Here is a 24,011-nt window from a genome sequence, read left to right on the forward strand (position 1 = left end):
TTGGGAAGGGAGGCCGCCGGCGCATCCGACGGCGCTCCGAATTCTCCAGCGTGGTGTCAGGCCACCGCGCGCATTTGATTCGACCAGAAGGGTTTGCGCAGTTCGGTTTTGAGGATCTTGCCGGCGCCGGAGACCGGGAGCGACTCAAGGATCTCGATGCTGCGGGGACACTTGTACCCGGCAATCAGCGTGCGGCAGTGCGCGTACAGATCGTCCTGCGTGACGTGGGCACCCGACTTGAGCACGATTGCGGCATGCACCCGCTCGCCCATGTCGGGATCCGGGATGCCGATGACCGCGCAGGCCGACACGGAAGGATGTTTTGCGATGGCGTTTTCGACTTCCACGCTGTACACGTTCTCGCCGCCGGAGATGATCATGTCCTTCAGGCGGTCGACGATGAATACATAGCCCTCGCTGTCCATGAAGCCCATGTCGCCGGTATGCATCCAGCCACCTTTCAAAGCCGCCTGCGTCGCTTCGGGTTTGTTCAGGTAGCCTTGCATGACGTTTGGTCCGCGCGCGACGATTTCACCGATCTCGCCGCGTGGGCATTCGCGATCCTCTGCGTCAACGACGCGGATCTGCACATGAAAGCTCGCACGTCCGGCTGCGCGCAGCTTGTCCTTGTGCTGGCCATCCGCGCGATGCATCGAGAATGGCAGGACGGTCATGACGGCTGCAGTCTCGGTCATTCCATAGACTTGCATCAGGCTGGCGGTGGGGATCGTCGCCATCGTTCGGAGCAGCAGTGTTTCAGAGGCCGGCGAAGCCCCATACATGATTCGCCGAATGCTGCGCGTATCGCGCTCGGAAGTCGCCGGAAAATCGACCAGCATCTGCAGCATCGCGGGCACCAGCAGCAGATCGCTGATTTGATGCCGCTCGACGAGGTCCAGCACGATTTCGGGTCGGAATGTCGGAACGATCACATGTACGCCGCCGCGCAGCAGCAGACAGGTCATCATCATCATGTCTGCGAGATGGAACATCGGCGCTGCATGTAGGCCGACGGCATCTGCCGGCAGTGCACCCTCCGCCAGTAGCGCCAGTGCCGAGGTGCAAATATTCAGGTGCGTCAGCATGACGCCCTTGGGCGTGCCGGTCGTGCCCCCGGTGTAGAAAATTCCAAACAATGCATCGCCGCCAATGCCGAGATCGGGAATGGGGGTGCTTTTTTCGATCAGCGCCTCGTGGCTTTCCGTGTCTGCCGGCGCACCGTGATCCCCGATGTGGATCACGGTGCGAACGGATGCTGCGCCACGCCGGATTTCGTCCAGCATCGGGGTGAACGTGTCGTCGACGATCAATGCCACACACTGCGAGTCGTTCAGTGAGTAGATGATCTCCTGCGCGCTCCAGCGGAAGTTCGCCGGATTGACTACCGCGCCGATCCACGCCAGTGCCAGGTACGACTCCAGATAGCGATCGGAGTTGAGCGACAAGATGCAGACACGGTCCCCGCACCCGATGCCAAGCGAGGTGTATCCACCCGCCAGTCGGGCCACACGATCGTGCAACTGCCTGAACGTGCGGATCCGGTTGTTGCAGACCGTCGCAACGGCATCCGGCCGTTGTTGAAGTGCGCGGTGTAATCCCTGGGTGAATTGCATCTCAGCTCCGGCGCCAGTGCGGACTACGCGATGTTGACGATGACGGTTTTCGTCTCGAGATAGTGGGCAAACACATCCTCACTGTTCTCGCGACCCCAGCCGGACTGCTTGAAGCCGCCAAAGGGCAGATTCGGATCGGGCGCGAGCTGGGTGTTGATCCAGACCGTGCCGGCCTGGATGCGACGGGCCAGCTGGTGTGCCTTGCTCAGATCGCGCGTGTAGATGTGCGCTCCCAGGCCGTAGTCGCTGTCATTGGCAAATGCGGCGAGTTCGTCAATGTCGTCATACGGCGTGGCAGTCAGGACCGGGCCGAATACTTCCTCCCGGTATGCCGGATTTTCGCGATCGGACGTGACGAGAATCGTGGGTTGCACGAAATAGCCTTCGCGGTCGACACGGCCGCCACCGGAATGCACTGCGGCGCCGGCATTCACGCCCGCCTGCACCTTGCCAAGCACAGAGTCGAGCTGGCGCTGGCTGACGACGGGGCCCAGCATCGAGTCAGGCTCGAGTCCGGCGCCAATCTTGAACGAGGCGCCGACGGCGGCGATGCCGTCGAGCACCTGGTCGAACAGCTTGCGCGGCGCGAAAAGGCGCGTGCCGGCAAAGCAGATCTGTCCGCTGTTGACGAAGACGGCTTGCGCCGCACCGGGAATCGCCGATTCCAGGTTCGCGTCCGGCAGGATGATCGTGGGCGACTTGCCGCCGAGTTCGAGCGTTACCCGTTTCAGATCGCGCGAGGCGCAGGCGGCGATGTGCTTGCCGACCGGCGTCGACCCGGTGAAACTGATCTTGGCAATGCCAGGATGATCGACGATGTGCTGGCCGGTGCTGCCATCGCCGAGCACGACGTTGACCACGCCCTTCGGGAATCCGGCGGCATCGATCAGCTCCGCCAGTTTGAGCAGCGAGTATGGCGTCTGCTCGGCGGGCTTGATCACGACTGTGCAGCCTGCGGCCAGCGCCGGGGCCAGCTTCCAGATCGCCAGAACCAGCGGGAAGTTCCACGGCACGATTGCGCCGACCACGCCGACGGGATCGCGCAAGGTGTATGCGTGTGTGGTTCCGGCCGGCAGCATGGCCGGCGCCAACTGTCGGCCGGACAGCTTGGATGGCCAGCCTGCGAAGTAGCGCAACCACTGGACGCAGACGGGCACGTCGAGCGTGCTGGAAAATGCAATCGGCTTGCCGTTGTCGAGCGATTCAATTGCGGCCAGCTCGGACGCGTGTTGTTCCACCAGGTTGGCAAGACGGTGCAGCAAGGCCTCCCGACCCAGCGGCGGCAACCCCGCCCAGGCCGGATCGTTGAAGGCGGCGGTTGCGGCCTGGACCGCGTGATCGACGCTCGCGGCGGTGCTGCGGGGGATACTGCCGAGAACGCGCTCGCTGGACGGATCGCGAACTTCGATCCGTTCGGCGGAAGCATCATCCACCCACGCTCCGCCAATGAAATTGAGTCCTGCCGGCAGACGCAAGGACGGACTGACTTGTTCGGGTGCGTTCATGACTCCTCCTGTATGGCGCTGGGTGCGCTTCTAAGATCGAGTATCTGCGGCTGCCAGAAATAGGCCCCATACCAAAGTCGTGCTTTTATCGGTGAGGTTCGCCGACGGCCCCCTATCTGGACGAGCACATAACTTCAGCGACGCAGGAGAGTCAGCGGCAGCGCCGAGTTTCAGTCGAACGCTCGCTCACAGCGGAGCGCTTTCCGGCTGATTCACGCAGGAAAACAATGGCTTGTGGCTTATTGGTGGGCCCAGCAGGACTTGAACCTGCAACCAAAAGATTATGAGTCTTCTGCTCTAACCAATTGAGCTATAGGCCCCGTGTCTTGCGGTGCGTGCATTCGCATGTCGACAGCAGGCGCGGATTGTAGCCCAACGCTGATCCAAGGCGGGACCGACCTGATCTGGAATGCAGGGTCGACGTGCGCGATGTGGCAGCGCTACGATCCATTCAGCGCCGGGCGGCCACGCCGGTACAGCTGATGAAAAGAATGCGCACGACAGCATGCGATGCGCTGGAGGAGAGATGAGATGAGTGTTCAAGCACGGGGCGCGTTGCGCCTGGCAATGCTATTGGTCTGGGTCGTAGGTGTTGCGGGTTGCCGGAGTGAGGCGGTCGATGGCAGCGGCGGCAGTCCGGGTTCTGGCGGCGTGCCTGAGCCGCAGGTCTCGATTGACGATGAAGTCGGCGCCGCCGCGAATACGGCGGATCGCTGCGATCCGATCAATCCCGAATACTGCATGTTCCCGTGGCCGAACGATCATTTCACCGTGGCAGACGACGCTTCGGATACGGGCCGGCGCCTGAACCTGCAACTGGCGTCAATGCCGCGCAATGTGTTGTTGAAGCCGTTGATTCCGGACGAGTGGAACCGCAATGACGGGTTCTCTCCAGGGCAGCTGATTCTGGCGCGCATTCCCGGTGTGGACTTGGCGACGACCGGTGCGGTGCCGATCACGGACATCGCGGACAGCTATCGCGCGGACCAGCCGATCGTGGTGATTGATGCCGATACCCTGCAGCGCCAGCTGATCTGGTCGGAGCTGGATGCCAACATCACGCATACCACACTGTGCGATCTGCCCGACCCGGTTGCCGTGGCGGCCGATCTGGTGGGAGCGGCGCCGCTGGGCACCTTGCTGACAACAGTGGCCGATACCTGCAATGCGCTGGGATTGCCGGACAATCCGCTGCCCGATCCGGGTCCGGCACTGATGATCCGTCCGGCGCGGAATTTTCAGGAAGGACATCGCTATATCGTCGCGCTGCGCAGGCTCAAGGATGCGGACGGCAACTTGATCGAGGCGTCGCCGGCATTCCGTATCTTCCGCGACAACCACGTCAGTGACATTGCCGCGATCGACGACCGGCGTGCGCACATGGAGGCGCTGTTTGCGACGCTGTCCAAGGCGGGGATCGAACGTGCCGATCTGAATCTGGCCTGGGATTTCACGGTTGCCAGCACCCGTAACAACAGCGCACGGGCGCTGCAGATGCGGGATGTGGCGTTTGATCAGCTGGGTGCAGCGGCGCCGACGTACAGCGTCGATGCGGTGACGGATTTCACGCCGGATGAGAACGCCAACATCGCGCGTGAGGTTTCCGGCAGCGTCGCGGTTCCACTGTTTCTGAATCAGCCGAATGGCGCCGCGGGCTCGCGTCTGTATTACGGCCTGGAGGTGCTGGGCGGCAACCCGGACGCGCTGCCGCAGGTCAATCCGATCAGCGGCACGATGCAGGCGGACTATACCTGCCGGATTCCGCGTGCGGCCTACGACAGCACTGACGTGGCCACGGCAACGGCGGCAGTGCCGGCGCGACCGGCGCTATATGGCCACGGGCTGCTGGGTAGCCGCGACGAGGTCGGTGCCGGTAACGTCGGGGACATGGGGCAGGAGCACAACTTTGTGTTCTGTTCGGTGGACTGGATCGGCATGTCCAGCGGTGACACGGTCAATGTACTGACGATCCTGCTGGACATGTCGAATTTTCCGAGTCTGGCTGATCGGGCACAGCAGGGCTTTCTGAACTTCATGTTCCTGGGCCGGGCCATGATCCATGCTGACGGCTTCTGCTCCAACGCGGCCTTCAGGGTCGGGGACAGCTGTGTGATCGATCGACAGCAGCTGTATTACGACGGCAATTCGCAGGGCGGCATCATGGGCGGCGCACTGGTTGCGTTGTCCCCGGACGTCCGTGCCGGCGTGCTCGGTGTGCCGGGCATGAACTATTCGACCCTGCTCCGGCGCAGCGTCGATTTCGATACCTACGCGGCCTTCATGTACTCGGCATATCCGGCGTCGCTGGATCAGAGTTTTGTGCTGTCGATGATCCAGATGCTATGGGACCGCGCAGAGGCCAACGGCTATGTGCAGCACTTGCGTGCCGACGATCCGCTACCGAATACGCCGAGCAAGCGGGTGCTGTTGCATCCGGCATTCGGCGACCATCAGGTTAGCATGTGGACGGCCGAGGTCGCGGCCCGCACGATCGGCGCCAAGATTCACTGTCCGGCGGTCGTCGGCGGGTCGAGTCCGCAGCGCGGCGAAAAAGTGCTGGCCGGTGCACATCCGCAGGTCGAAGCCGAGCCTGAGGCCGTGAACATTCACCGGCGTCATCCCGACGACGAGCCTTACTACGGCATTGACTGCATGGGCGAGACGCACGACGGCTCGGCCATTGTGGTGTGGGATCGCGGACCGACGGCCAATCTTGACGGCTCACCACGCGAGGATGGCGTGGCGCCCCCCCCGATCAGCAACACACCGCCCCGGCCGGATCTGGGCTATGGCGGCGACCCGCACAGTGATCCGCGCAAGGACGTCAATGCGCGAGTCCAGAAGAGCGAATTCCTCAAGCCGGGCGGGCGCGTCGTCAATGTCTGTGGTGCAGAGCCCTGCGCGACGCGGGAGTTCGATCCGACGCCGTAGTGCCTGATCGTGGCGTGGTTGCGGAGGCAGGCGCTGGCGCCAGCCTCCGCAGCGGCCGGAGTGCGCGTAGCTCCGGGCCTGTCTAGAATGGACCAACGGCCGTTCCGGTAGCTGATCGGAGCGGGCCGCCACCGAGTCTGCGATGTCCGTACGCACAAAGTTCATTGCGGTGATTGTGCTGGTCAATCTTGCCATCCTTGTGGCGGGCGGGATGATCATGCCATCGCTGCGCCCGGACAGCGGCCTTGAACCGAATTTGCGCGGGCACGCGAACCGTATCTCGATGTCGGTGGTGATGGATCGCACGCTGACCGACATGCATGTGCAGGCCGAGATGGCGCGGCGCGCGATGCTCGAAGGCGATGATCCGGCGCCTGCGCTGACACGGTTGCTGAGTGAGCTCGAGGCGCTGAACGGACAGGCGCGCTTCCTGCCGGACGCGGACACGCCGCGCGTGGCGCAGATCCGGCAGCTGATCGGCCGGCATGGGGCGACCATTCGGCAGCTGCTGAAAAACGAGACTGACGCTACACGTTACGAGCAGTTGTCCGCGGTTACGCTGATGTTGAAGGTCCAGGCCGGGTATGAACTCGCGGCGGTGCTGGAAGAGGACAACGCCGGAGCACTGACGCGAGCGCTGAAGGAATTCACCCATCTGCGTGGGCAGCTGGGTTTTGCGCTGGCCAGCGTGGTGGGAGCGTTGATGCTGTCGCTGATCGTCAGCGTCCTGGCGTATCGGCGTCTGGTAAAGCCGCTGAGCGCAGTGACCGGGGGACTGAATGCGGTGCTGACCGGGCACAAGCCGAGTCAGAGCCTGCAGGAAACCCAGGATGAATTCGGCGACATCGTGCGGGCGATCCGCAAGCTGCAGGCCCAGGCCGAGCATATCCGGCGCATTGCTTATCTGGACCCGGGCACTGGCCTGCCGAATCGCAATGCCCTGGATGCCGAACTGCGCGAGGTGCGGCGTCTGCGCCCGATCGACGGCAGCCACGGCCTGGTTCTGATCACCGTCAACACGTACGCCAATCTGCGTAGCGGTTTCGGCTTTCGTCTGGCGGAGGCGGTGATGCAGGCCGCATCGGAGCGGCTGCGCGTACTCGACGCCCTGCCGGTGACGGTGTTCCGGCTTGATGCGGAAACGCTGGCACTGCTGGTTGACCGCGGAATCGCCGAGGCGGTGACCCGTGCCGATCTCAAGCGCGTGACCGCCGAGGCCTTCTCGCGACTCGGGACGCCGGTGGAGGTCGAGGAACAGCGTTTTCTGCTGGGGCTGTCCGCTGGCGCGGCAATCTACCCCGACGACGCCCGCGACGCCGAGGAGTACATCAACGTCTGCATCGAAGCGGCCAAGGCGGCACGCGAGCAGGGCTTCGGACAGCTGCGCTTTGGCGAGCGCGGGCATACACACCGGCTGCGCAAGCATCTGGCGCTGGCCGAACAGATCCGCATGGGACTGCGCGAGGGCCAGTTCGTGCCGTTCTTCCAGCCGATCGTCGATATCCGCCGTGGCAAGGTGGTTTCAGCCGAAGTGCTGGTGCGCTGGCGTCAGCCGGACGGGCGCGTGGTGCTGCCGGGCGAATTCATCCCGGTGGCGGAAAATTCAGAAGTCATTCGTGACATGACGCGCGCCGTGTTGGCGCAGGCCTGCCGCTCGGTGCGGGCGTGGTCGGAGCGTGGCTATACGCTCAGTGTGTCGTTCAATCTGTCGGCCAAACTGCTGACGCCGCACATTCTCACGATCGTGCGCGATGCGTTGTACGAAAGCGGGTTGCCGCCCGATCAGCTGGTGGCGGAGATTACCGAAACCGCGCTGGTCAGCCACGAATCGGATGTGGATGAAATCCTGCAGTCCCTGCGTGACATGGGAATCCGCCTGTGTCTGGACGATTTCGGGACCGGCTACTCGTCGCTGACGCACCTGTACCGCTTTGCGATCGACCGCATCAAGATCGACCCGGTGGTGTCGCGGGCGGCGGCGCAGAACCCGCGTGCCGCGGAAATCATCCGCGGCATGGCCGATCTGGCACATCGCCTTGGCATGTCGATCGTGGTCGAGGGCATTGAGAACGACGAAGACGCGCAGCGCCTGGAGCAGCTCGGCTGCGCGATTCAGCAAGGCTTTCGCTACAGCCGGGCGATGCCGGAAGATCAGTTCATCGACTGGGCGCGTCGCTACGAATCGCGCGCCGACGCGGCATAGACCCAGCGTCAGGCGGCGAGTGCGCCGCCGAGCCGGTAGCGCCCCGGCCCACTGCCGTGAATCCGCTTGAAGCTGCGGCGAAAGGCCGCTTCGGTCTGATACCCCAGCCGTTCTGCCACGCTGGCGACGGACAAGCGCGGGTTGCGCAGAAGATCCAGCGCCAGCGTCATGCGCCAAACCGTCAGATACTGAAACGGGCTCTGTCCGATCGTTTCGGAAAAGCGCTGCGCGAACGCGGTGCGGGACAGGCAGGCGATCTGGGCCAGCTGGGCAACGCTCCAGCTGCGGCCGGGATCCTGGTGCATTGCATCCAGCGCCTGGCGTAATCGCGGGTCGGCCAGCCCGGCGAGCAAGCCGCGGCGCCGCGGGTCCGTGCGCAGGTGGTGGCGTACCGCCATCGTGAACAGCGCATCGGCGAGCTTGTCCATGACGGCCTGGCGTCCGAAGTCATGCCGGTGCGATTCGGAGCGCAGCAGTGTTCCGATGCTGCGGTAAGCGTCACCGGCGTCGACGGCGCGTACCACGAGGCAGTCCGGCAGTGCGTCCAGCAGCGGATTGGCACGGCCACCGCCATCAAAGCCGAACTCGCCGCACAGCAGCGTGGAGAAGCAGGCATCGTCCGGTCCCGGCTCCGGCTCGCTGGTCAGTACGTGGGCTGTGCCCCGCGGCAGCAGCATCAGGTCGCCCGCGTCCAGGCGCACCGGTGTGTCGAGGCAGGCGGACTCGACCCAGCACATACCTTGATCAACCAGATGAAAGTAGGCTCTGGGGCCGGCGTCTTCCGGCTCGCGCCAGCGTCCGCAAAGCTGCGGGTTGTCGGTGATCCGGGCGCGCAGCTGGTAGGCGTTGAGCACAGCGTCAAGCGCGGAATCATCGGGTGTTTCAGTCATAAATTCCGGACCCATTGGCGCAGCAGTCTCAATAAGGACAAGACTACCATCGGCACTGGCGTCGCTGGACAGTACGGACATGATCGGTGATTCCGGCTGGACGGTGGGGTCGAGCCTGCTTGACCGCTGATTTGTTGCGGAAGTTCGATCCCGTGCTGCCCGGATCCGGGTACGGGTACGCATCGATGGCGCATTTGATTCGGTGACGTCATCCGGATCGCCGGATTCTCCGTATCTGATGCTGTGAGCGGAGCGGCAGGAAGCCTGCGACCCGGGCACAGACGACTTTTCCCACCTGAAGCGCAATACTGCAGCGCCAAAGGCTCAATCACTCAGCAGTAGGAGACTGACACATGAACCATACGCGCAAACCCCTCGCCGTCGCCCTGGGTGCCGCATTTGCCCTGACCGGCTTTGCCGCACAGGCCTCGGTGTTCCAGACCGCCGATCTCGGTGCGGGCTACATGGTGGCGGCCGGCGAAGACAAGTCCGCAGAAGCCAAGTGCGGTGAAGCCAAATGCGGCGAAGCCAAGTGCGGCGAGAAGAAGACCGAAGCCACCAGCACGGACAAGAGCACTGAAGCGGCATGCGGCGAGAAGAAGGCTGAAGCCAAATGCGGCGAAGCCAAGTGCGGCGAGAAGACGGGCGAGTAATTGCATGTGCCCGATGATGGGCATCGTGCATGCAGCAGGCGGCACGGGCTTGGCCCGTGCCGTCCTCTGATGCGCCAGCTGACGCCGGGGCCGCAGTCGCGTGCTGCGGTCAGCGGTGCAGGGCTGGGGCTGCGTCGCAGTCTGCTGGCACCGTTGACCGAGCGCACGCAGAGTGCACTGGGCTTTCTCGAAGTCGCACCGGAAAACTGGATGCGCATTGGCGGACGACTTGGCCGCGCATTTCGTGCGCTGACCGAGCGCTACGCGTTTGCAACGCACGGGCTGTCATTGTCGATCGGCAGTCCGGCGCCGCTGGATGAAGCCTTTGTTCTGGAGATCAAGCAGTTTCTGGATCGGCATGGCATCGCCGACTACACCGAGCATCTGACCTATTGCTCCGACCACGGGCATTTGTACGATCTGATGCCAATCCCGTTTACCGCCGAGGCGGTCGAATACGTCGCCGCCCGGGTGCGTCGGGTGCAGGATCTGCTGCAGCGCCGGATTGCGCTGGAAAACGCCAGTTACTACCTGACGCTGGCAACCGACATGACCGAACTGGAGTTCATCAGGGCGGTGGTCGAGCGCGCCGACTGCGACCTGCTGCTCGACGTCAACAACATCTACGTCAACAGCATCAATCACGGCTATGACGCCGCGGCATTTCTGGACGGATTGCCGGGTGAGCGGATCCGTTATGTCCACATCGCCGGACACTACGTCGAAGCCGAGGATCTGCGCGTCGATACGCATGGCTCTGATGTGATCGATCCGGTCTGGGCATTGCTGGACCGCGCCTATGCCCGCTTCGGTGTGCTGCCGACACTGCTGGAGCGAGACTTCAACATTCCGCCATTGCCGGATCTGATGCGGGAGGTCGAGCAGATCCGCACGATTCAGGCGCGGCATGCTGCAATCGCACGAGCCGTCGATGGCTGACCCGGTTCCGGAGCAGGACTTTCGTCAGCTGCAGCTGGCTTTTGCCGCGCACCTGAGGGCGCCGGAGCGGCACGCTTTTGGCGGCGCCGAGCAGCGCCGTCTGAAGATCTATCGGGATCTGTTCTACAACAACGTCGAGGACTGTCTGGCCGGGGCGTTCCCGGTGCTGCGCAGGATTTCGGACGATGCCGTCTGGCATGCGCGCGTCCGTGACTTCTATGCGCGGCATTGCTGCAGCGCCCCGCAGTTTCACCGCGTGCCTGAAGAGTTCCTGCGGTATCTCGAACAGGAACGCGGCGAGCATGCAGATGATCCGCCGTTTCTGCGGGATCTGGCGCACTACGAATGGGTCGAGCTGTCGTTGTCGATCGATCCGCAGGAGCTGACGCCCGAGTTGGCCGACCCCAACGGCGATCTGTTGCGCGGCGTGCCGCAGCTTTCGCCTCTGGCCTGGGTGCTGGCTTACGACTGGCCGGTGCACCGTATCGGGCCGGGGCATATTCCGGAGGCGCCCGGTCTTGCGCCGACCTATCTGGTGGTCAACCGTGACCGGCAGGATCGGGTGCGCTTTCTCGAGCTCAATCCGGTGGCTGCACGCCTGCTGCAGATGATCGAGGCCGGGCCGGCCGAGACCGGCGCCATGCTGCTGGAACGCATTGCCGCGGAGCTTGGGCGTCCAGGCGAGTCTGAAGTCATCGCCGAAGGGCATCGTCTGCTGCTGCAATTGCGCGAACGCGACGTTGTGCTCGGTACCCGACGTGGCGCTCCCGAGGAGGCCGCTTCCAGCTAAGCGTTACGGCATCGGGTGCTTCGAAAAGAAGTCCCAGAGCATGCTGTTGGCGTCCAGCGCCTCGGTGGTCTGGCCGCCGCATACGCCTTCGGCGCCCAGGTCCGGGCTGCCGGCCCAGACGTGGCCGGCGCTATCGGTGGTGCACAGCACCACGTCTGCGCCGTCTTCGCAGCCGGAAAAAGTCAGGCAATGCGAATCACCGTTGCTGTAGGTCTGCACCGGTTCGGCGTTGCAGCGATTGTTGGCGACGAAGGCATCGATGCTGTCCTGTACCGGCGGACGCTGACCGCCTTCCGGGCCGGTGCTCTGCCCGCCGTCATACGGTGCGCAGGTGTCGGACAAGCCATGCATGTGCAGGACCGGCACTGGCCGCGAAGGCTGGCAGGCGAATACCAGCGGTTTGAGCAGCCGGTCGTAGTCGCGGTTCATCAGATACGAGGCGTTCGGCGCAATCGCTGCGATGCGATCGGACAGCTCGCAGGCCAGGCGGTAGGCCATCATGCCGCCGTTGGAGTGGCCGGTCACGAAGATCCGTTTGGGGTCGACGTGGGCAATCGATTCGGCGTCGTCGATCATGCGTGAAATCACCGCAACATGGTCGATGCCGGCTTCTTCAGCGCCGCCGCAGCAACTGCCGGCGTTCCAGGTGCGGAAGACCAGGTCGGCGGCGTTGTAGCCCTCCGGGCGCATGTACAGAAAGCCCTCGCGCCGGGCGGTATCGTGCAGATGCGTCATGTCTTCGATCGTCTGCGCATTGCTGCCGCCGGCGTGCAGCGCAATCACCATCGGCGCCGCGGACGAGCGCGCGCGGGCAGGAATGAACAGGTGATAGCTGTGCGTGATGCCGTCCACGCTGACGCTGCGAGTGACCTCGGGGCTGTCGTCGGTGCCGAAACAGCCGCTCAACGAGGCCGCCAGCACGCAGCAGGCAGCAAAAGTCAGACGTAAGTGCATCGACGGGCATCCAGGGGGGGGCGGGAGCGGAAACACTATGCCCGGCTGTGATGCGGGGCGTCTACCGCTACAATTCGCGTCCTTTTCACAATTGCCGACCCCATGAATGCAGTCGCCGAGCAGGCGGCGCGTCGCCGGACGTTCGCCATCATTTCGCATCCGGACGCGGGCAAGACCACGCTGACCGAAAAGCTGCTGCTGTTCGGTGGCGCGATCCAGCTCGCCGGTACCGTCAAGGGCCGCAAGGCCAGCCGCCACGCGACATCCGACTGGATGGCGCTGGAGCAGCAGCGCGGTATCTCGGTGACGACCTCGGTGATGCAGTTCCCGTACAACGGCTGCATCGTCAACCTGCTGGATACGCCGGGGCATGAAGACTTCTCAGAGGACACCTACCGCACGCTGACTGCGGTGGATTCGGCATTGATGGTGATCGACGTCGCCAAGGGCGTCGAAGCGCGCACGATCAAGCTGATGGAGGTCTGCCGTCTGCGCGATACGCCGATCGTCACCTTCATCAACAAGCTTGATCGCGAGGGTCGGCCGCCGCTGGATCTGCTCGACGAGGTCGAGAAGGTACTGGGATTGCAGTGCACGCCGATCACCTGGCCGCTGGGCATGGGCCGCGACTTCAAGGGCGTCTATCACCTGCTGGAGGACCGCTTCTATTTGTACTCCGGCGACAAGCACAAGATGTCGACGATCGAGACCATCGAGGGTTTGAATGCTCCGGGTCTGGCCGAGCGTTTCGGCAGCGTGTACAAGACCCTGCTCGACGAGATCGAGCTGGTGCAGATGGCCGGCAACGAGTTCAATCTTGACGACTACCGTGCGGCGAAGCTGACGCCGGTCTTCTTTGGAGCCGCGATCAACAATTTCGGCATCCGCGAGCTGCTCAACGGCTTCACCCAGTGGGCACCGCCACCGCAACCGCGTACCGCGCTGGTGTCCGATGGCGAGCGCGTCGTCGCGACCGACGAGGCCGCGTTCAGTGGTTTCGTGTTCAAGATTCAGGCGAACATGGACCCCAAGCACCGCGATCGCGTCGCGTTTCTGCGGGTCTGCTCCGGGACGTATCGCAAGGGCATGCTGCTGCACAGCGTGCGTCTCGGCGGTCCGGTGCGCATCGCCAACGCGCTGACCTTCATGGCCAGCGAGCGCGAGACCGTGGACACCGCTTTCCCGGGTGACATCATCGGGTTGCACAATCACGGCACGATTGCGATCGGGGATTCGTTTTCCGAAGGCGAGGCCCTGCGCTTCACCGGTGTGCCCAACTTCGCGCCGGAGCTGTTCCGTCGCGTGATCCTGAAGGATCCGCTGAAGGCCAAGCAGCTCAACAAGGGCCTGGATCAGCTGTCCGAAGAAGGCGCGACCCAGGTGTATCGGCCGATCAGCAACAACGACATCATTCTGGGCGCGGTCGGCGTGCTGCAGTTCGATGTGGTGCAGTACCGCCTGCGCGACGAATATGGCGTCGAGTCAGTGTTCGAACCGGTACAGGTCAACACCGCACGCTGGGTTGTCTGCAACGACGCCAAGCGCTTTGCCGAGTTTGTCGAGAAGAATGAATCGCGCCTGGCCAAGGACCACTACGGCGACCTGGTTTATCTGGCCTCGTCGGCGGTCAACCTGTCGATGACACGCGAACGTCATCCCGACGTGCAATTCTTGGACACCAAGGAACACGGCTAGTCGTGCTGCGGCTTGCCGTGTCCGTCGTGCATGACGGTTGTTGGACCGTGGGAGTGTCGTCGTGTACCGTTCAGTGGCCCGAACCGACCCCTGACTCCGGGTTTCCGTACGCCTCGATGGGGCTCTACCGCGGGTTCGGCGATGAGCGACAACGATTGTCGCGTTACGTCACTCGGATGCGTCCGGCTGTCCGAAATGGCTGCACACTGCAGCGGTCGACCGGCACCCTAGGGTGTATTGCGTCGGATTTTTCACTTTGAGATTTTGATGAAAGCACCCCTGAAGTCCCGCCGGATCGACCCTGCAAGCTGGCCGATGATGGTGTTGTTCGTGGCGATCCATCTCGCCTGTTTCGGCGCGATCTGGACCGGCGTGCAGTGGCAGGACATCGGGTTGTGTCTGGGTCTGTACGCGATCCGCATGTTCGGCGTCACCGCCGGCTATCACCGCTATTTCGCGCACAAGGCGTACAAGACCGGGCGGGTGATGCAGTTCCTGCTGGCAGCGCTGGCGCAGTCTTCGCTGCAGTCCGGGGCGCTGTGGTGGGCCGCCAAGCACCGTGATCATCACAAGTATTCGGACACGCCACTGGATTCGCATTCGCCGCGTCAGCACGGCTTCTGGTTTGCGCACATGGGCTGGATTTTCAACGCCCAGGCGCAGGAGGCCGACTATGCGCGCATCGCCGAGTTCTCGAAATATCCGGAACTGGTGTGGCTGGACAAATATCACTGGGTGCCGGGCACGATCCTGGGCCTGAGCGTGTGGGTGCTGGGCGGCTGGTCAGCGCTGGTGGTCGGGTTCATCTGGTCGACCGTGCTGCTGTGGCACGGCACCTTCTGCATCAATTCGCTGGTGCACGTCTTTGGCAAGCAGCGTTATCTGACCGGTGACGATTCGCGCAACAACTGGCTGTTCGCGTTGCTGTCGCTGGGCGAGGGCTGGCACAACAATCATCACTACTACATGGCATCGGCGCGCCAGGGTTTCCGCTGGTGGGAAGTCGACATCACCTATTACGTGCTGCGTGGACTCGCGCTGCTGGGGCTGGTGTCGGATCTGCGCGATCCGCCGCCGCACGTGCTGGAAGGCCAGCGTCCGGTCTCTCCGGAGTTGAAGGATCGGATCGCCGAGGCGCTGGCCAATTCGTTTTCGGCCGACCGCATCGTGCGCCGCATGCAGGCGCGCTGGGCCGAGCTGCATCCGGGCGCGAGCTTCGATGACTGGCGCCGTCGCTGGCACGAGCAGATGGCGCATGGCCGCGAGCAGCTGACGCAGGTGGTGCACGCCGAGCTGCCGAGTCTGGACCAGCTGTACCGTCGCGCCCGCCGCAAGTTTGCGCGGACGCCGGCGATGGAAGAGATCGTCACACGTGCGCGCGAGATGCTGGCGCAGTCGGTGATGCTGCGCCTGGAACGGGTTCCGGCTGCAGCCTGAGTTGAGCACGGTCGCTCGTCACGACGCCTTTGCGGCACTGCGTTTCCCCGAGTTCCGGCGCCTGATCGGTGCCAGCTTCCTGCTGACCTGCGCGCTGCTGATCCAGGAAATTGCGCTGGCCTACGAGCTGTACCGCATTACCGGAGACCCCTTGTCGCTGGGTCTGATCGGTCTCGCCGAAGCGGTGCCGTTCATCGGGCTGGCGCTGTTCGGTGGCTATCTGGCGGACCGCCGTGAAAAGCGCGGCCTGATCCGCATCAGCCTCGGCGTGATTCTGCTGGCTTCGCTGCTGTTGTGGCTGCTGTCGCAGCCATGGGTGCGCGAAACCTTGTCTCGTACCGGATGGCTGTGGGCGGTGTATCTGTCGGTATCGGTACTGGGCCTGGCGCGAGGCGTGCTGTCGCCCACCGCGTCGTCACTGCGTGCCTTCCTGGTGCCGCGCGAGGTGTACGGAAATGCCGCGACCTGGTCGAGCAGTTGCTGGCAGGCCGGTGCGATCCTGGGGCCGGTTGCCGCAGGGTTTGCCTATGCGGCGGTCGGACTGTCCGGATCGCTGCTGGGGGTGATGGCGCTGCTGCTGTGCTGCCAATGGCTGGTGGCCGGTATCGCACCACGCCCGGTGCCGCCGGACCCAAAGGAACAGACGGCACTGTGGCAATCGCTGCGTGAAGGTCTGGGCTATGTGCGCCGCACGCCGATCATTCTGTACGCACTGGCTTTGGACATGTTTTCGGTGTTGTTTGGCGGTGTTGTCGCAATCCTGCCGATCTTTGCAGAGGACATCCTGAAGGTTGGTCCGGAAGGGCTCGGCTGGCTGCGTGCGGCGCCGGCGCTGGGCGCGGTGCTGACGATCCTGACCTGTGCCTGGCTGCCGCCGACCGGACGGCCGTGGCGCAATCTGCTGCTGGCCGTGCTTGGCTTCGGTGTTGCGACCCTGGTGTTCGCGCTGTCGCGGCAGATGTGGCTGTCGTTGCTGGCGCTGTTCCTGACCGGCGCTTGCGACAGCATCAGCGTGGTGATTCGGCAGACCATTCTGCAGATCGTGCCGCCGGATCATCTGCGCGGACGGGTGCAGTCGGTGAACAGCATCTTCATCAGTTCGTCGAACGAGCTGGGCGCGTTCGAGTCGGGTGCGGCCGCGCGCCTGATCGGCACCGTCCCGTCGGTCTTGTTCGGGGGCGCGATGACCCTGGGTGTTGTCGCTGCAATTTGGCGCCGCTCGCGCGCCCTGTTCGACGAACGCCTGACGCACGAAGTGCGCGGCTGAGCGATCAGACGCTGATCCGGGCCCAGCTGCGACGCTCCCACGCGACGGTAAAGATCGCTGCCTGGATCAGGCGGTAGCTTCCCATGGCGATCCAGACCGTCGTCAGGCCGAAGCCGAGTACCGGGCCGAGCAGCCAAGCCACCGGGAGAAACGCCAGCCATTGCAGACCCGAGGCCACCGTCATCACCAGTTTGCTGGCGCCGACCCCGAGCAGTGCCTGCATCATGATCAGGCCGAGGCCGTCGAGCAGGATCGTCGCGCCGACCAGTCGCAGTGGTACGACGCCGAGTTCGACCACGGCGGGGTCGTGCACGAAGACCGCCAGCACCGGGCGCGTCAGCAGCAGCATCGGCAACGCCAGCGCACCAAAGATCCAGATGCCGACGCGATAGCTGTCCCAGACCCAGCGGTGTGCATCGACTGCATCCCCGCGGCCCAGTGCCTGTCCGGCCAGTGTGGCCGCGGAGATGCCCAGGGCGATGCCGGGCAGGATCGCGGTCAGCGTGATCGTGGTCAGCACGTTGGCGACGGCCAGCTCTGCGGTGCCGATCTGGCCGATGATCCAGAACATCGCGGCGAAGCCACTCGAAAACAGCAACTGCTGGATCGATGACGGCAGGCCGATGCGCAGCAGGTTGCCCAGCTGCACCCGGTCGGGCCGCTGCACCAGAAAGCCGGAATCGCGAGCGTTGCGCAGACCCAGCGTGATGTACATGGCGCTGCCGCAGAACACCGCCAGCGTCGTGCCGAGTCCGGCTCCGGCGGTGCCCATCTGTGGCAGTCCGGCGACACCGTGAATCAGGCCGTAGCTGAAGATCACATTCAGCAGATGCATCGACACCAGCGTCTGCATGTAGAAGCGTGTCTGCTTGACCGCGCTCCAGTAGCCGCGGAACGAAAAATTGATGCCAACGGCGGCAACCGACAACAGTCGCCATTGCAGGTACGGAACGCCCTCGCGCACGACGTCAGCGTCATGATTCAGCGCGGAGAAAATCGTCGGTGCGAGCAGGATCAGCAGTGCAGACAATGGCACGCCGATGACCACCGACAGCAGCAGGCCGCCGTTGAGCGGGGCGCCGGCCAGTTCGGGGCTGCCTTCGCCGATGCGCCGTGCGGCAATTGCCTGCACCGCGGGTGAAAAGCCGGTGATGAAGGCCACCGCCATGAAGTTCAGAAAGCCGCCGAGTCCGGTGGCCGCCAAGGCGGCGGGGCCGAGCGAGCCGACCATCCACGCATCGACCAGATTCAGCAGATTCTGTGATGCCATGCCGCCGAGGATCGGCAAGGCCAAGCCCAGCACCTCGCGTCGGCGCGGGTCCATGTCCGAGATTACTTTTGCTGCGCGGTGTTGACGATCGCGGCGGCCAGCGAGAACGGCTGCTCACCCAGCATTTCCCGCAGGCGATCCGGCAAATGGCGCTTCTCGATCTGCAGCACCGAAACCTGGGCAAATCCGTCCGGACCGTCGCCGGACCAGGTCTCGGCCATCGGCTGGTCCAGGGCGCGCTTGGGCACAATGCCCAGACGCGCCAGCTTGTCGGCCTGCGGCAGCAACTGATGGCTGCCTTCGGACAGCGAAGCGGTCGATGACTGGATTTCGATCCAGGTATTCAGATCCAGCTGCAGCAGCGGTTCGGCCAGCGCGCGCACGCCGGGGATCTCCAGTGCATGCTGCGCCACGCGCTGGGCGACGCCGCCGGCGCGCTGGACCAGACTCAGGCCGGTGCCGCTCGAAGTGTGCGACAGCGCCGGGCGGTCCGTGTCGGCGCGTGGCGCCAGTGCCGGCCGCAAAGCACTCGCGAAATTGGTCTGGATGTGCGCGCGCAGACGTGTGCGCTCCCCGTCGGCCTGGGGCTCGGTGACCATGTGCAACTGCACGCGCCATAGCGGCGCGTCCTGGCCCAGCGGCAATTCAGCCGAAAACGCCAGACGTTCACGCACGCCGCCAGCCGGCTGCGCTTTCGGCGCTCTGGCGCCGCTGAAGCGTTGGCGAATGCGCTTTAACATGGCCGCTGGACGGTCTGGGTCAACTTCTCCATGGCAGCATCATATCGCTTCATCGTCAGCGGGCGCGTGCAGGGCGTCTTTTTCAGGCAGTCGACGATTGCTGCCGCGCGCGAGCTGGGCCTCGATGGCTGGGTCATGAACCGGACCGACGGGCGGGTCGAAGGCGTGGCCTCCGGCGCCGAGGCGGGCTTGCAGACGCTGCGAGAGTGGCTGCGGCATGGGCCGCCGCAGGCACGGGTTGAATCGCTGGAATGGCTCGCATGTGAGGAAGCGCCACCACGCGGCTTCCATCTGCGGGCATCGGCCTGATCGCGTTCCGGCAGCAATCGGGAATCAAGCGGCGCCAGCCAGCGAATATCGCTGGCGCACCCAACTTCAGCGAGTGCCGACCGCCATCTCGAAGGCACGCTGGTAGATGAAGTCGAATGAGAAGCTGCGCGTGTGCGCCTTGGATTCGACGTACTCGGCTATGCGGGCCAGTCGGGTCGGCAGCTGCATCAGCTTGTCCTGCGCCGCGCGTCCAACCGACGACAGGCCAGTCAGCTTGTCGATCGTCCAGTGTCTGACCAGGTCTTCGACCAGCTTCAGGTATTCGCGCGGACCATAGATGCCGGCGCGGCGTTCGACCTCGGACATCTGCGCGTAGCCGGCGATGGTGTGGCCGGGCATTGCCAGCGCCGGCGCAACGGCTGCCAGTGCCGCCAGCGCGCGGTTGCTGTCCTGTTTCAGCACTTCCGCGAACGCGTCGCGATAGAACGCGTAGTGACGGGATTCGTCGGCCGAGATATGCGCGAGGATGCGCTGCAGCAGCGGGTCGTATTGCCCCGCAATGCGACCGGCGTTGGCGTGCGCGGTCTGCGTCGCTTTCTCCTGCAGGCTGGTATACGCCAGCAGCCGATACGGATCATCCTGCCACTGCGGGTTGAAGCCGGCTTCGATGTACTCGTACTGCAGCTGTTCCAGCGCGCGCATGTCGAAGATGCGGGCATCGCGGACATAGTCGCGCAGGATGCAGCCGTGGCGATCCTCTTCGGCAGTCCACATGTTGTTCCAGGTCGCCCACGCGCCTTCGTAGCCCATGTAAATCGCGATCAGACGATGGAAATGCGGCAGACCTTCCTCGGTCAGCAGATTCAGCGCCACCGCAACGCGCACGCTGTCGGGCAGACCCCGCGCGCGTTCGCGCAGCTTCTGCATGTCCGCATCGTGCTCGGCATCAGTTTGCTCGTGTGCAGGCAGCAGATCGCTCGGCATCCACAGCTTGCGGCTGTCGAGATGACGCTGGGTCAGTTCGGTCACAAAGGGCGACAGCGCGTTGAGAACTTCGCGCTGACTCGGCAGATCGGTATTGGCGGGTTTCTGCGACATGGGGCGGTTTCCAGATCGTGGATGAGGAAGGCGAATCGCGGGCCTGGCTCGGATTCTACCCGGCTTGCCGCGACGGGTGGCCGAGTCCGCTCAGCAGCCGCGTTGCCGGATCAGATCGAGGAATTCCTTGCGTGTGGTCGGATCCTCGCGGAAACGCCCGAGCATCACCGACGTGATCATCGATGAATTCTGTTTTTCGACGCCGCGCATCATTGCGCACAAATGCTTCGCTTCGATGACGACCGCGACGCCGACTGCGTGCGTGACTTCGGCAATGCATTCACCGATCTGCTGCGTCAGGTTTTCCTGGATCTGCAGACGTCGCGCAAACATGTCGACGATGCGCGGGATCTTTGACAGTCCGATCACCTTGCCGCTGGGCAGGTAGGCCACGTGTGCCTTGCCGATGAAGGGCAGCAGATGGTGCTCGCACATCGAGTACATCTCGATGTCCTTGACGATGACCATCTCGTCGTTGCTCGACTCGAACACCGCGCCGTTGATGATCTCGTTGATGTCCTGTTCGTAGCCCTGGGTCAGGAATTCCATTGCGCGCGCCGCACGGTAGGGCGTGCGCAGCAACCCTTCGCGGTCCGGGTTCTCTCCGATCGCCTCGATGATGGCGCGATAGTTCTCTTCCATGGCCTGCCTGCTCGGAAATATTGCGGGATTATCACATGGTCACCAATACGGACACTTACAATAAACGGATGAGTCGCTCCAAACCCGCAGGCCCGGCGTCGCCCGCCGCCATTCGCCAGATCCCGATCGATCTGATTCGTCCGGGCAGTCAGCAGGCGCGCCAGCATTTCAAGCCCGAGGCCCTGGCTGAGCTGGCGCGCAGCATCCGTGAATCCGGTGTGATCCAGCCGGTGGTGCTGCGTACACGCGTGTGGGGCTATGAGCTGCTGGCCGGAGAACGCCGCTGGCGCGCGGCGCAGCTGGCCGAGCTGCATGAGATTCCGGCGATCGTGCGTGACGATCTGTCGGACACCGAAGCCTTTGTGGTGGGCCTGATCGAGAACCTGCAGCGCGAGTCGTTGACGCCGATGGAAGCGGCATCGGGGCTCAAGCGTCTCGGTGAAGTGTTCGAGATGACGCATGAGCAGATCGGCGAACGCATCGGCAAGTCGCGCGAATATGTCAGCAACTATCTGCGTCTGCTGAATCTGGCGCCAACGGTGCAGGCCCTGGTCAATGAAGGGCACGTGATGCTCGGTCATGCCAAGGTGCTGGCGGGCGTGCCGATCGACGAGCAGATCCGCTGGGCCGATGAAGTGATCCGCATGAAGCTGACCGTGCGCCAGCTGGAGCGCCGGGTGTCGGCATCGCGCGATCGCAAGATCGTATTCACGCCGGGCAAGCCCGGAGACTGGCAGCGGCTCGAGCGTGAGTTGTCGGATCATCTGGCGTGCCCGGTGACCGTGCAGGCCGATGCCAGTGGAAAAGGTGAACTACGCGTCAAGTTTCATTCGCTGGACGAACTGGATGGCGTTCTGGCTCGCATCGGCTACGTTGCGCGGTGAGACCGGCGTGTGGGATTTATCGACAGGCGGCGGGGATAAGCTTGTGGATAAATGCCATGTGCGGCGCAGCAAACGCCGTAGTTTTGGGGGCTGGCTCCGGACATGAACAAAAAATTACCGCTGACACTGTCATATGACAGTTCCCCGGATGCACGGCTGCATGTGAGGCGCCGATGACACAACAGCTCGAACTGTTCAACGCCGAATACCGTTTGCGCGAAAGGGTCAGTACCAAGGCGCGCAACATCCGTATCGAGGTGCACCCGGAGCGCGAGGTCGTGCTGGTATACCCGCGCTGGGTGCCGCGCGCTGATGCGCTGGCGTTCCTGCAGTCGCGCACCGAGTGGGTGCGTGCGAAGCTGGATGCCTTCGCCGAGCGCGCCGTGGCCGACCCGCTGCCGCCACTGCCGCGCTGGGACGGCACCGACGAAATCCTGCTGCGCGGTACGCTGGTGCCGGTGATGGTCGAACCGGCACGCCTGAGGCATCTGGCGGTGCGTATCGAAGCCGAACGTATCACCCTGTTCGTGCCGTCGCAGTGCCAGGATCAACCGCAGCGCCTCGCACTGGCGCTGAAGCGGGAATTGATGCATCGCGCACAGCTGGACGCGCGCCGCCTGCTCAACGAAGAAGCGCAGCGGCTCGGGGTGTACTGGCGTGACCTTGGCATTGCCGACCCGCACACGCAGTGGGGCAGCTGCGGTCCGGATGGCACCATCAGCCTGTCATGGCGGCTGGTCATGGCGCCGCCTGCGGTGTTCCGCTATGTCGTGGTGCACGAGTTGTGTCACCGCGTGCATATGGATCATTCGGAACGCTTCTGGGCCCTGGTCGAGCAGCAGTTGCCGGATTTCGATCAGCATCGCCGCTGGCTGCGTGACCATGGCCATCACCTGCACCACTATCTGCCGAAGCGGCGTGCGCGCGGCGCTTAGTCGCTGAGCGCAATAAAAAGCCCCCCCGCTGTGAAGCGGGAGGGCCGGGGTGCCTCCGCGGGGGATGCGGAGGACTTCGGGGGACGATTACTCGGCCTTGGCACCGGCTTTGACGTCGACATCGGCGTCAACCGAGACGTCGGCGGCCGGGGCCGTCACAGCGCCGAGCAGGCCGCCGGCAACCTTGCCGGTGACATCAACAGTCTTGCCAACCGCTTTCTTGCTGCCGTCGGCAACAGCGCCGCCGACCTTCTTCGCGCCGTCCTTGGTGGCTCCGATCGCGGCCTTGGTTTCTGCCTTGGCCTTGGCGGCTTCCTCATGGCTCTTGGCTTTCATCGCGTCGGCTTTCACTTCCGCGTTGGCCTTGGCTGATGCGGCGGCATCCATGCCAGCCTGCTTGGCGCTGACGCCCTGCTCGGAGCCGGCGGTGGCAGCGCCACCCATGGTCTCCATTGCGGCCTGACCCTGGGCCTGAGCTTCGGACTTCATCGAGTGCATCGCGGCAGGCGCTTCGACTTCGGCCGAGACGTCGGCCTTGACCTTGGCGTCAGCAGCCATGGCCTGGGTCGCAACAATGGCAAGGGCGGATACGGCAGTGATGCTCAGCAGCTTGCGAATCATGGTTTTAAGTCTCCCAATCGTTGATTTGTGTTCGAGTCCGTAGGACCCGTGGTGCTACGTGACGGATTGCAGCTTAGGGGCGCGCGCTGAACCGAGTCTGAACGTCCGGCGGCGGTCTATTGTTTCGGACACGGGCCGAGATAACGCCCGTGCAATGTCTGCTTCATCTCCATCGGCTTGCCGTGCATGTTCATCTTCGACGTGATCGTCGCGTCCATTCGGTCGTCGGTGTAGGTGCCACTGCCTTCACTGGTGGCCACACCGTCCGGAGTCTGGCACTCGGCGGCCCATTCGAAGTTGTTGCCGCTGCGCTTCATCTTCGTCATCTTGCACTTCGAAGCGTCGTCGCTATTCATCGGCACGATATCTTCGGAAGTCACGCAGTGCTGGAAGCTCATCGTCTGTGTCATGCCGTGCTGACCCATCTGCGGCATGCTCATGCCGGGCGGCAGTTGCACGCCCTCGGGCAGTTTTGGCATCTGCATGCCTTCGGGCAGAGCGCTGCCCGGGATCGTCATTTCCTGCGTGTATTCCCACTGCCCCACACGGGGGCCGTCAGCGGCGGCGGTGGTGGTGGCGACGGCAAGCAGGGCAAGGCCCAGAATTCTGTTCATATGCGGCTCCGGCTGTTCGATACTGCCGGCGGCATCGCCGGCAGACATCAGCATAGATCA

General features: G+C 63.9%; 21 protein-coding genes and 1 tRNA gene. 11 read left to right on the forward strand and 11 right to left on the reverse strand.

What is annotated here, in order from left to right; translation table 11 throughout:
* Positions 1–56: 56 nt before the first annotated feature.
* From E4T66_RS00265 to E4T66_RS00275, 3 genes are all read right to left on the reverse strand, one after another.
* Positions 57–1,613: a long-chain-fatty-acid--CoA ligase gene (locus tag E4T66_RS00265; protein WP_136846921.1), complete on the reverse strand. Its 1,557-nt coding sequence runs from the start codon at positions 1,611–1,613 to the stop codon at positions 57–59.
* A gap of 23 nt (positions 1,614–1,636) precedes the next feature.
* On the reverse strand, positions 1,637–3,118 hold the full coding sequence (locus tag E4T66_RS00270; RefSeq protein WP_136846922.1) for an aldehyde dehydrogenase family protein: 1,482 nt from the start codon (positions 3,116–3,118) through the stop codon (positions 1,637–1,639).
* A gap of 243 nt (positions 3,119–3,361) precedes the next feature.
* Positions 3,362–3,438, reverse strand: a tRNA-Ile gene (locus E4T66_RS00275).
* Between the two features lie 211 nt (positions 3,439–3,649).
* Here E4T66_RS00275 and E4T66_RS00280 point away from each other — a divergent pair.
* Positions 3,650–6,049, forward strand: coding sequence for a hypothetical protein (locus E4T66_RS00280; protein ID WP_136846923.1), 2,400 nt, complete (start codon positions 3,650–3,652; stop codon positions 6,047–6,049).
* A 142-nt stretch (positions 6,050–6,191) separates the two neighbouring features.
* Positions 6,192–8,252, forward strand: coding sequence for a putative bifunctional diguanylate cyclase/phosphodiesterase (locus E4T66_RS00285; protein ID WP_136846924.1), 2,061 nt, complete (start codon positions 6,192–6,194; stop codon positions 8,250–8,252).
* A gap of 8 nt (positions 8,253–8,260) precedes the next feature.
* Here E4T66_RS00285 and E4T66_RS00290 read toward each other — a convergent pair whose 3' ends face one another.
* Complete coding sequence (locus E4T66_RS00290) at positions 8,261–9,142, reverse strand: AraC family transcriptional regulator (RefSeq protein ID WP_136846925.1); 882 nt, start codon at positions 9,140–9,142, stop codon at positions 8,261–8,263.
* Between the two features lie 353 nt (positions 9,143–9,495).
* On the opposite strand from E4T66_RS00290, the gene E4T66_RS00295 reads away from it, so the two are divergent.
* The 3 genes from E4T66_RS00295 (at position 9,496) to E4T66_RS00305 (ending at position 11,524) form a co-directional block, all read left to right on the forward strand.
* Positions 9,496–9,795, forward strand: coding sequence for an HvfA family oxazolone/thioamide-modified RiPP metallophore (locus tag E4T66_RS00295; protein WP_136846926.1), 300 nt, complete (start codon positions 9,496–9,498; stop codon positions 9,793–9,795).
* Between the two features lie 69 nt (positions 9,796–9,864).
* A complete protein-coding gene (locus tag E4T66_RS00300; RefSeq protein ID WP_136846927.1) occupies positions 9,865–10,734 on the forward strand; it encodes an HvfB family MNIO-type RiPP peptide maturase in 870 nt (289 codons plus the stop codon).
* Entirely contained in the window at positions 10,727–11,524 is a 798-nt protein-coding gene (locus tag E4T66_RS00305; protein WP_136846928.1) for an HvfC family RiPP maturation protein, read from the forward strand. The genes E4T66_RS00300 and E4T66_RS00305 overlap by 8 nt, the downstream gene beginning before the upstream one ends.
* 3 nt (positions 11,525–11,527) lie before the next feature.
* Here the strand turns inward: E4T66_RS00305 and E4T66_RS00310 are convergent, their stop codons facing one another.
* On the reverse strand, positions 11,528–12,478 hold the full coding sequence (locus tag E4T66_RS00310) for an extracellular catalytic domain type 1 short-chain-length polyhydroxyalkanoate depolymerase (RefSeq protein ID WP_169577409.1): 951 nt from the start codon (positions 12,476–12,478) through the stop codon (positions 11,528–11,530).
* 102 nt (positions 12,479–12,580) lie between these two features.
* Here E4T66_RS00310 and E4T66_RS00315 point away from each other — a divergent pair, with 102 nt between their 5' ends.
* The 3 genes from E4T66_RS00315 (at position 12,581) to E4T66_RS00325 (ending at position 16,877) form a co-directional block, all read left to right on the forward strand.
* Positions 12,581–14,173, forward strand: coding sequence for a peptide chain release factor 3 (locus E4T66_RS00315; RefSeq protein ID WP_136846930.1), 1,593 nt, complete (start codon positions 12,581–12,583; stop codon positions 14,171–14,173).
* Positions 14,174–14,440: 267 nt separating this feature from the next.
* Positions 14,441–15,610, forward strand: a complete 1,170-nt coding sequence (locus E4T66_RS00320) for an acyl-CoA desaturase (protein WP_248679315.1) — start codon at positions 14,441–14,443, stop codon at positions 15,608–15,610.
* Position 15,611: 1 nt separating this feature from the next.
* A complete protein-coding gene (locus tag E4T66_RS00325; protein WP_136846931.1) occupies positions 15,612–16,877 on the forward strand; it encodes an MFS transporter in 1,266 nt (421 codons plus the stop codon).
* 4 nt (positions 16,878–16,881) lie between these two features.
* Here the strand turns inward: E4T66_RS00325 and E4T66_RS00330 are convergent, their stop codons facing one another.
* Together E4T66_RS00330 and E4T66_RS00335 are read right to left on the reverse strand one after the other, a co-directional pair.
* The gene (locus tag E4T66_RS00330; protein WP_136846932.1) at positions 16,882–18,201 is read right to left on the reverse strand and encodes an MATE family efflux transporter; all 1,320 of its coding nucleotides are present in this window, start codon (positions 18,199–18,201) and stop codon (positions 16,882–16,884) included.
* A gap of 8 nt (positions 18,202–18,209) precedes the next feature.
* Positions 18,210–18,887 carry a hypothetical protein gene (locus tag E4T66_RS00335; protein WP_136846933.1) on the reverse strand — a complete coding sequence of 226 codons (678 nt, stop codon included), beginning with the start codon at positions 18,885–18,887 and terminating at the stop codon, positions 18,210–18,212.
* A 30-nt stretch (positions 18,888–18,917) separates the two neighbouring features.
* Here E4T66_RS00335 and E4T66_RS00340 point away from each other — a divergent pair, with 30 nt between their 5' ends.
* Positions 18,918–19,196: an acylphosphatase gene (locus E4T66_RS00340; RefSeq protein WP_136846934.1), complete on the forward strand. Its 279-nt coding sequence runs from the start codon at positions 18,918–18,920 to the stop codon at positions 19,194–19,196.
* 66 nt (positions 19,197–19,262) lie between these two features.
* Here the strand turns inward: E4T66_RS00340 and E4T66_RS00345 are convergent, their stop codons facing one another.
* Positions 19,263–20,255 carry an acyl-ACP desaturase gene (locus tag E4T66_RS00345; protein ID WP_136846935.1) on the reverse strand — a complete coding sequence of 331 codons (993 nt, stop codon included), beginning with the start codon at positions 20,253–20,255 and terminating at the stop codon, positions 19,263–19,265.
* Positions 20,256–20,345: 90 nt separating this feature from the next.
* Positions 20,346–20,897, reverse strand: a complete 552-nt coding sequence (gene folE, locus E4T66_RS00350) for a GTP cyclohydrolase I FolE (RefSeq protein ID WP_136846936.1) — start codon at positions 20,895–20,897, stop codon at positions 20,346–20,348.
* A gap of 68 nt (positions 20,898–20,965) precedes the next feature.
* On the opposite strand from folE, the gene E4T66_RS00355 reads away from it, so the two are divergent.
* Positions 20,966–21,781 (forward strand): ParB/RepB/Spo0J family partition protein, encoded by an 816-nt coding sequence (locus tag E4T66_RS00355; protein ID WP_136846937.1) that lies wholly within the window; start codon positions 20,966–20,968, stop codon positions 21,779–21,781.
* 173 nt (positions 21,782–21,954) lie between these two features.
* Positions 21,955–22,716 (forward strand): M48 family metallopeptidase, encoded by a 762-nt coding sequence (locus E4T66_RS00360; RefSeq protein ID WP_136846938.1) that lies wholly within the window; start codon positions 21,955–21,957, stop codon positions 22,714–22,716.
* An 87-nt stretch (positions 22,717–22,803) separates the two neighbouring features.
* Here E4T66_RS00360 and E4T66_RS00365 read toward each other — a convergent pair whose 3' ends face one another.
* Positions 22,804–23,337 (reverse strand): hypothetical protein, encoded by a 534-nt coding sequence (locus E4T66_RS00365; RefSeq protein WP_136846939.1) that lies wholly within the window; start codon positions 23,335–23,337, stop codon positions 22,804–22,806.
* 116 nt (positions 23,338–23,453) lie between these two features.
* Positions 23,454–23,951, reverse strand: a complete 498-nt coding sequence (locus tag E4T66_RS00370; protein ID WP_169577410.1) for a DUF3617 domain-containing protein — start codon at positions 23,949–23,951, stop codon at positions 23,454–23,456.
* Positions 23,952–24,011 lie beyond the last annotated feature (60 nt).

This window comes from Sinimarinibacterium arenosum, assembly GCF_005047655.1.
Taxonomy (GTDB): Bacteria; Pseudomonadota; Gammaproteobacteria; order Nevskiales; family Nevskiaceae; genus Solimonas.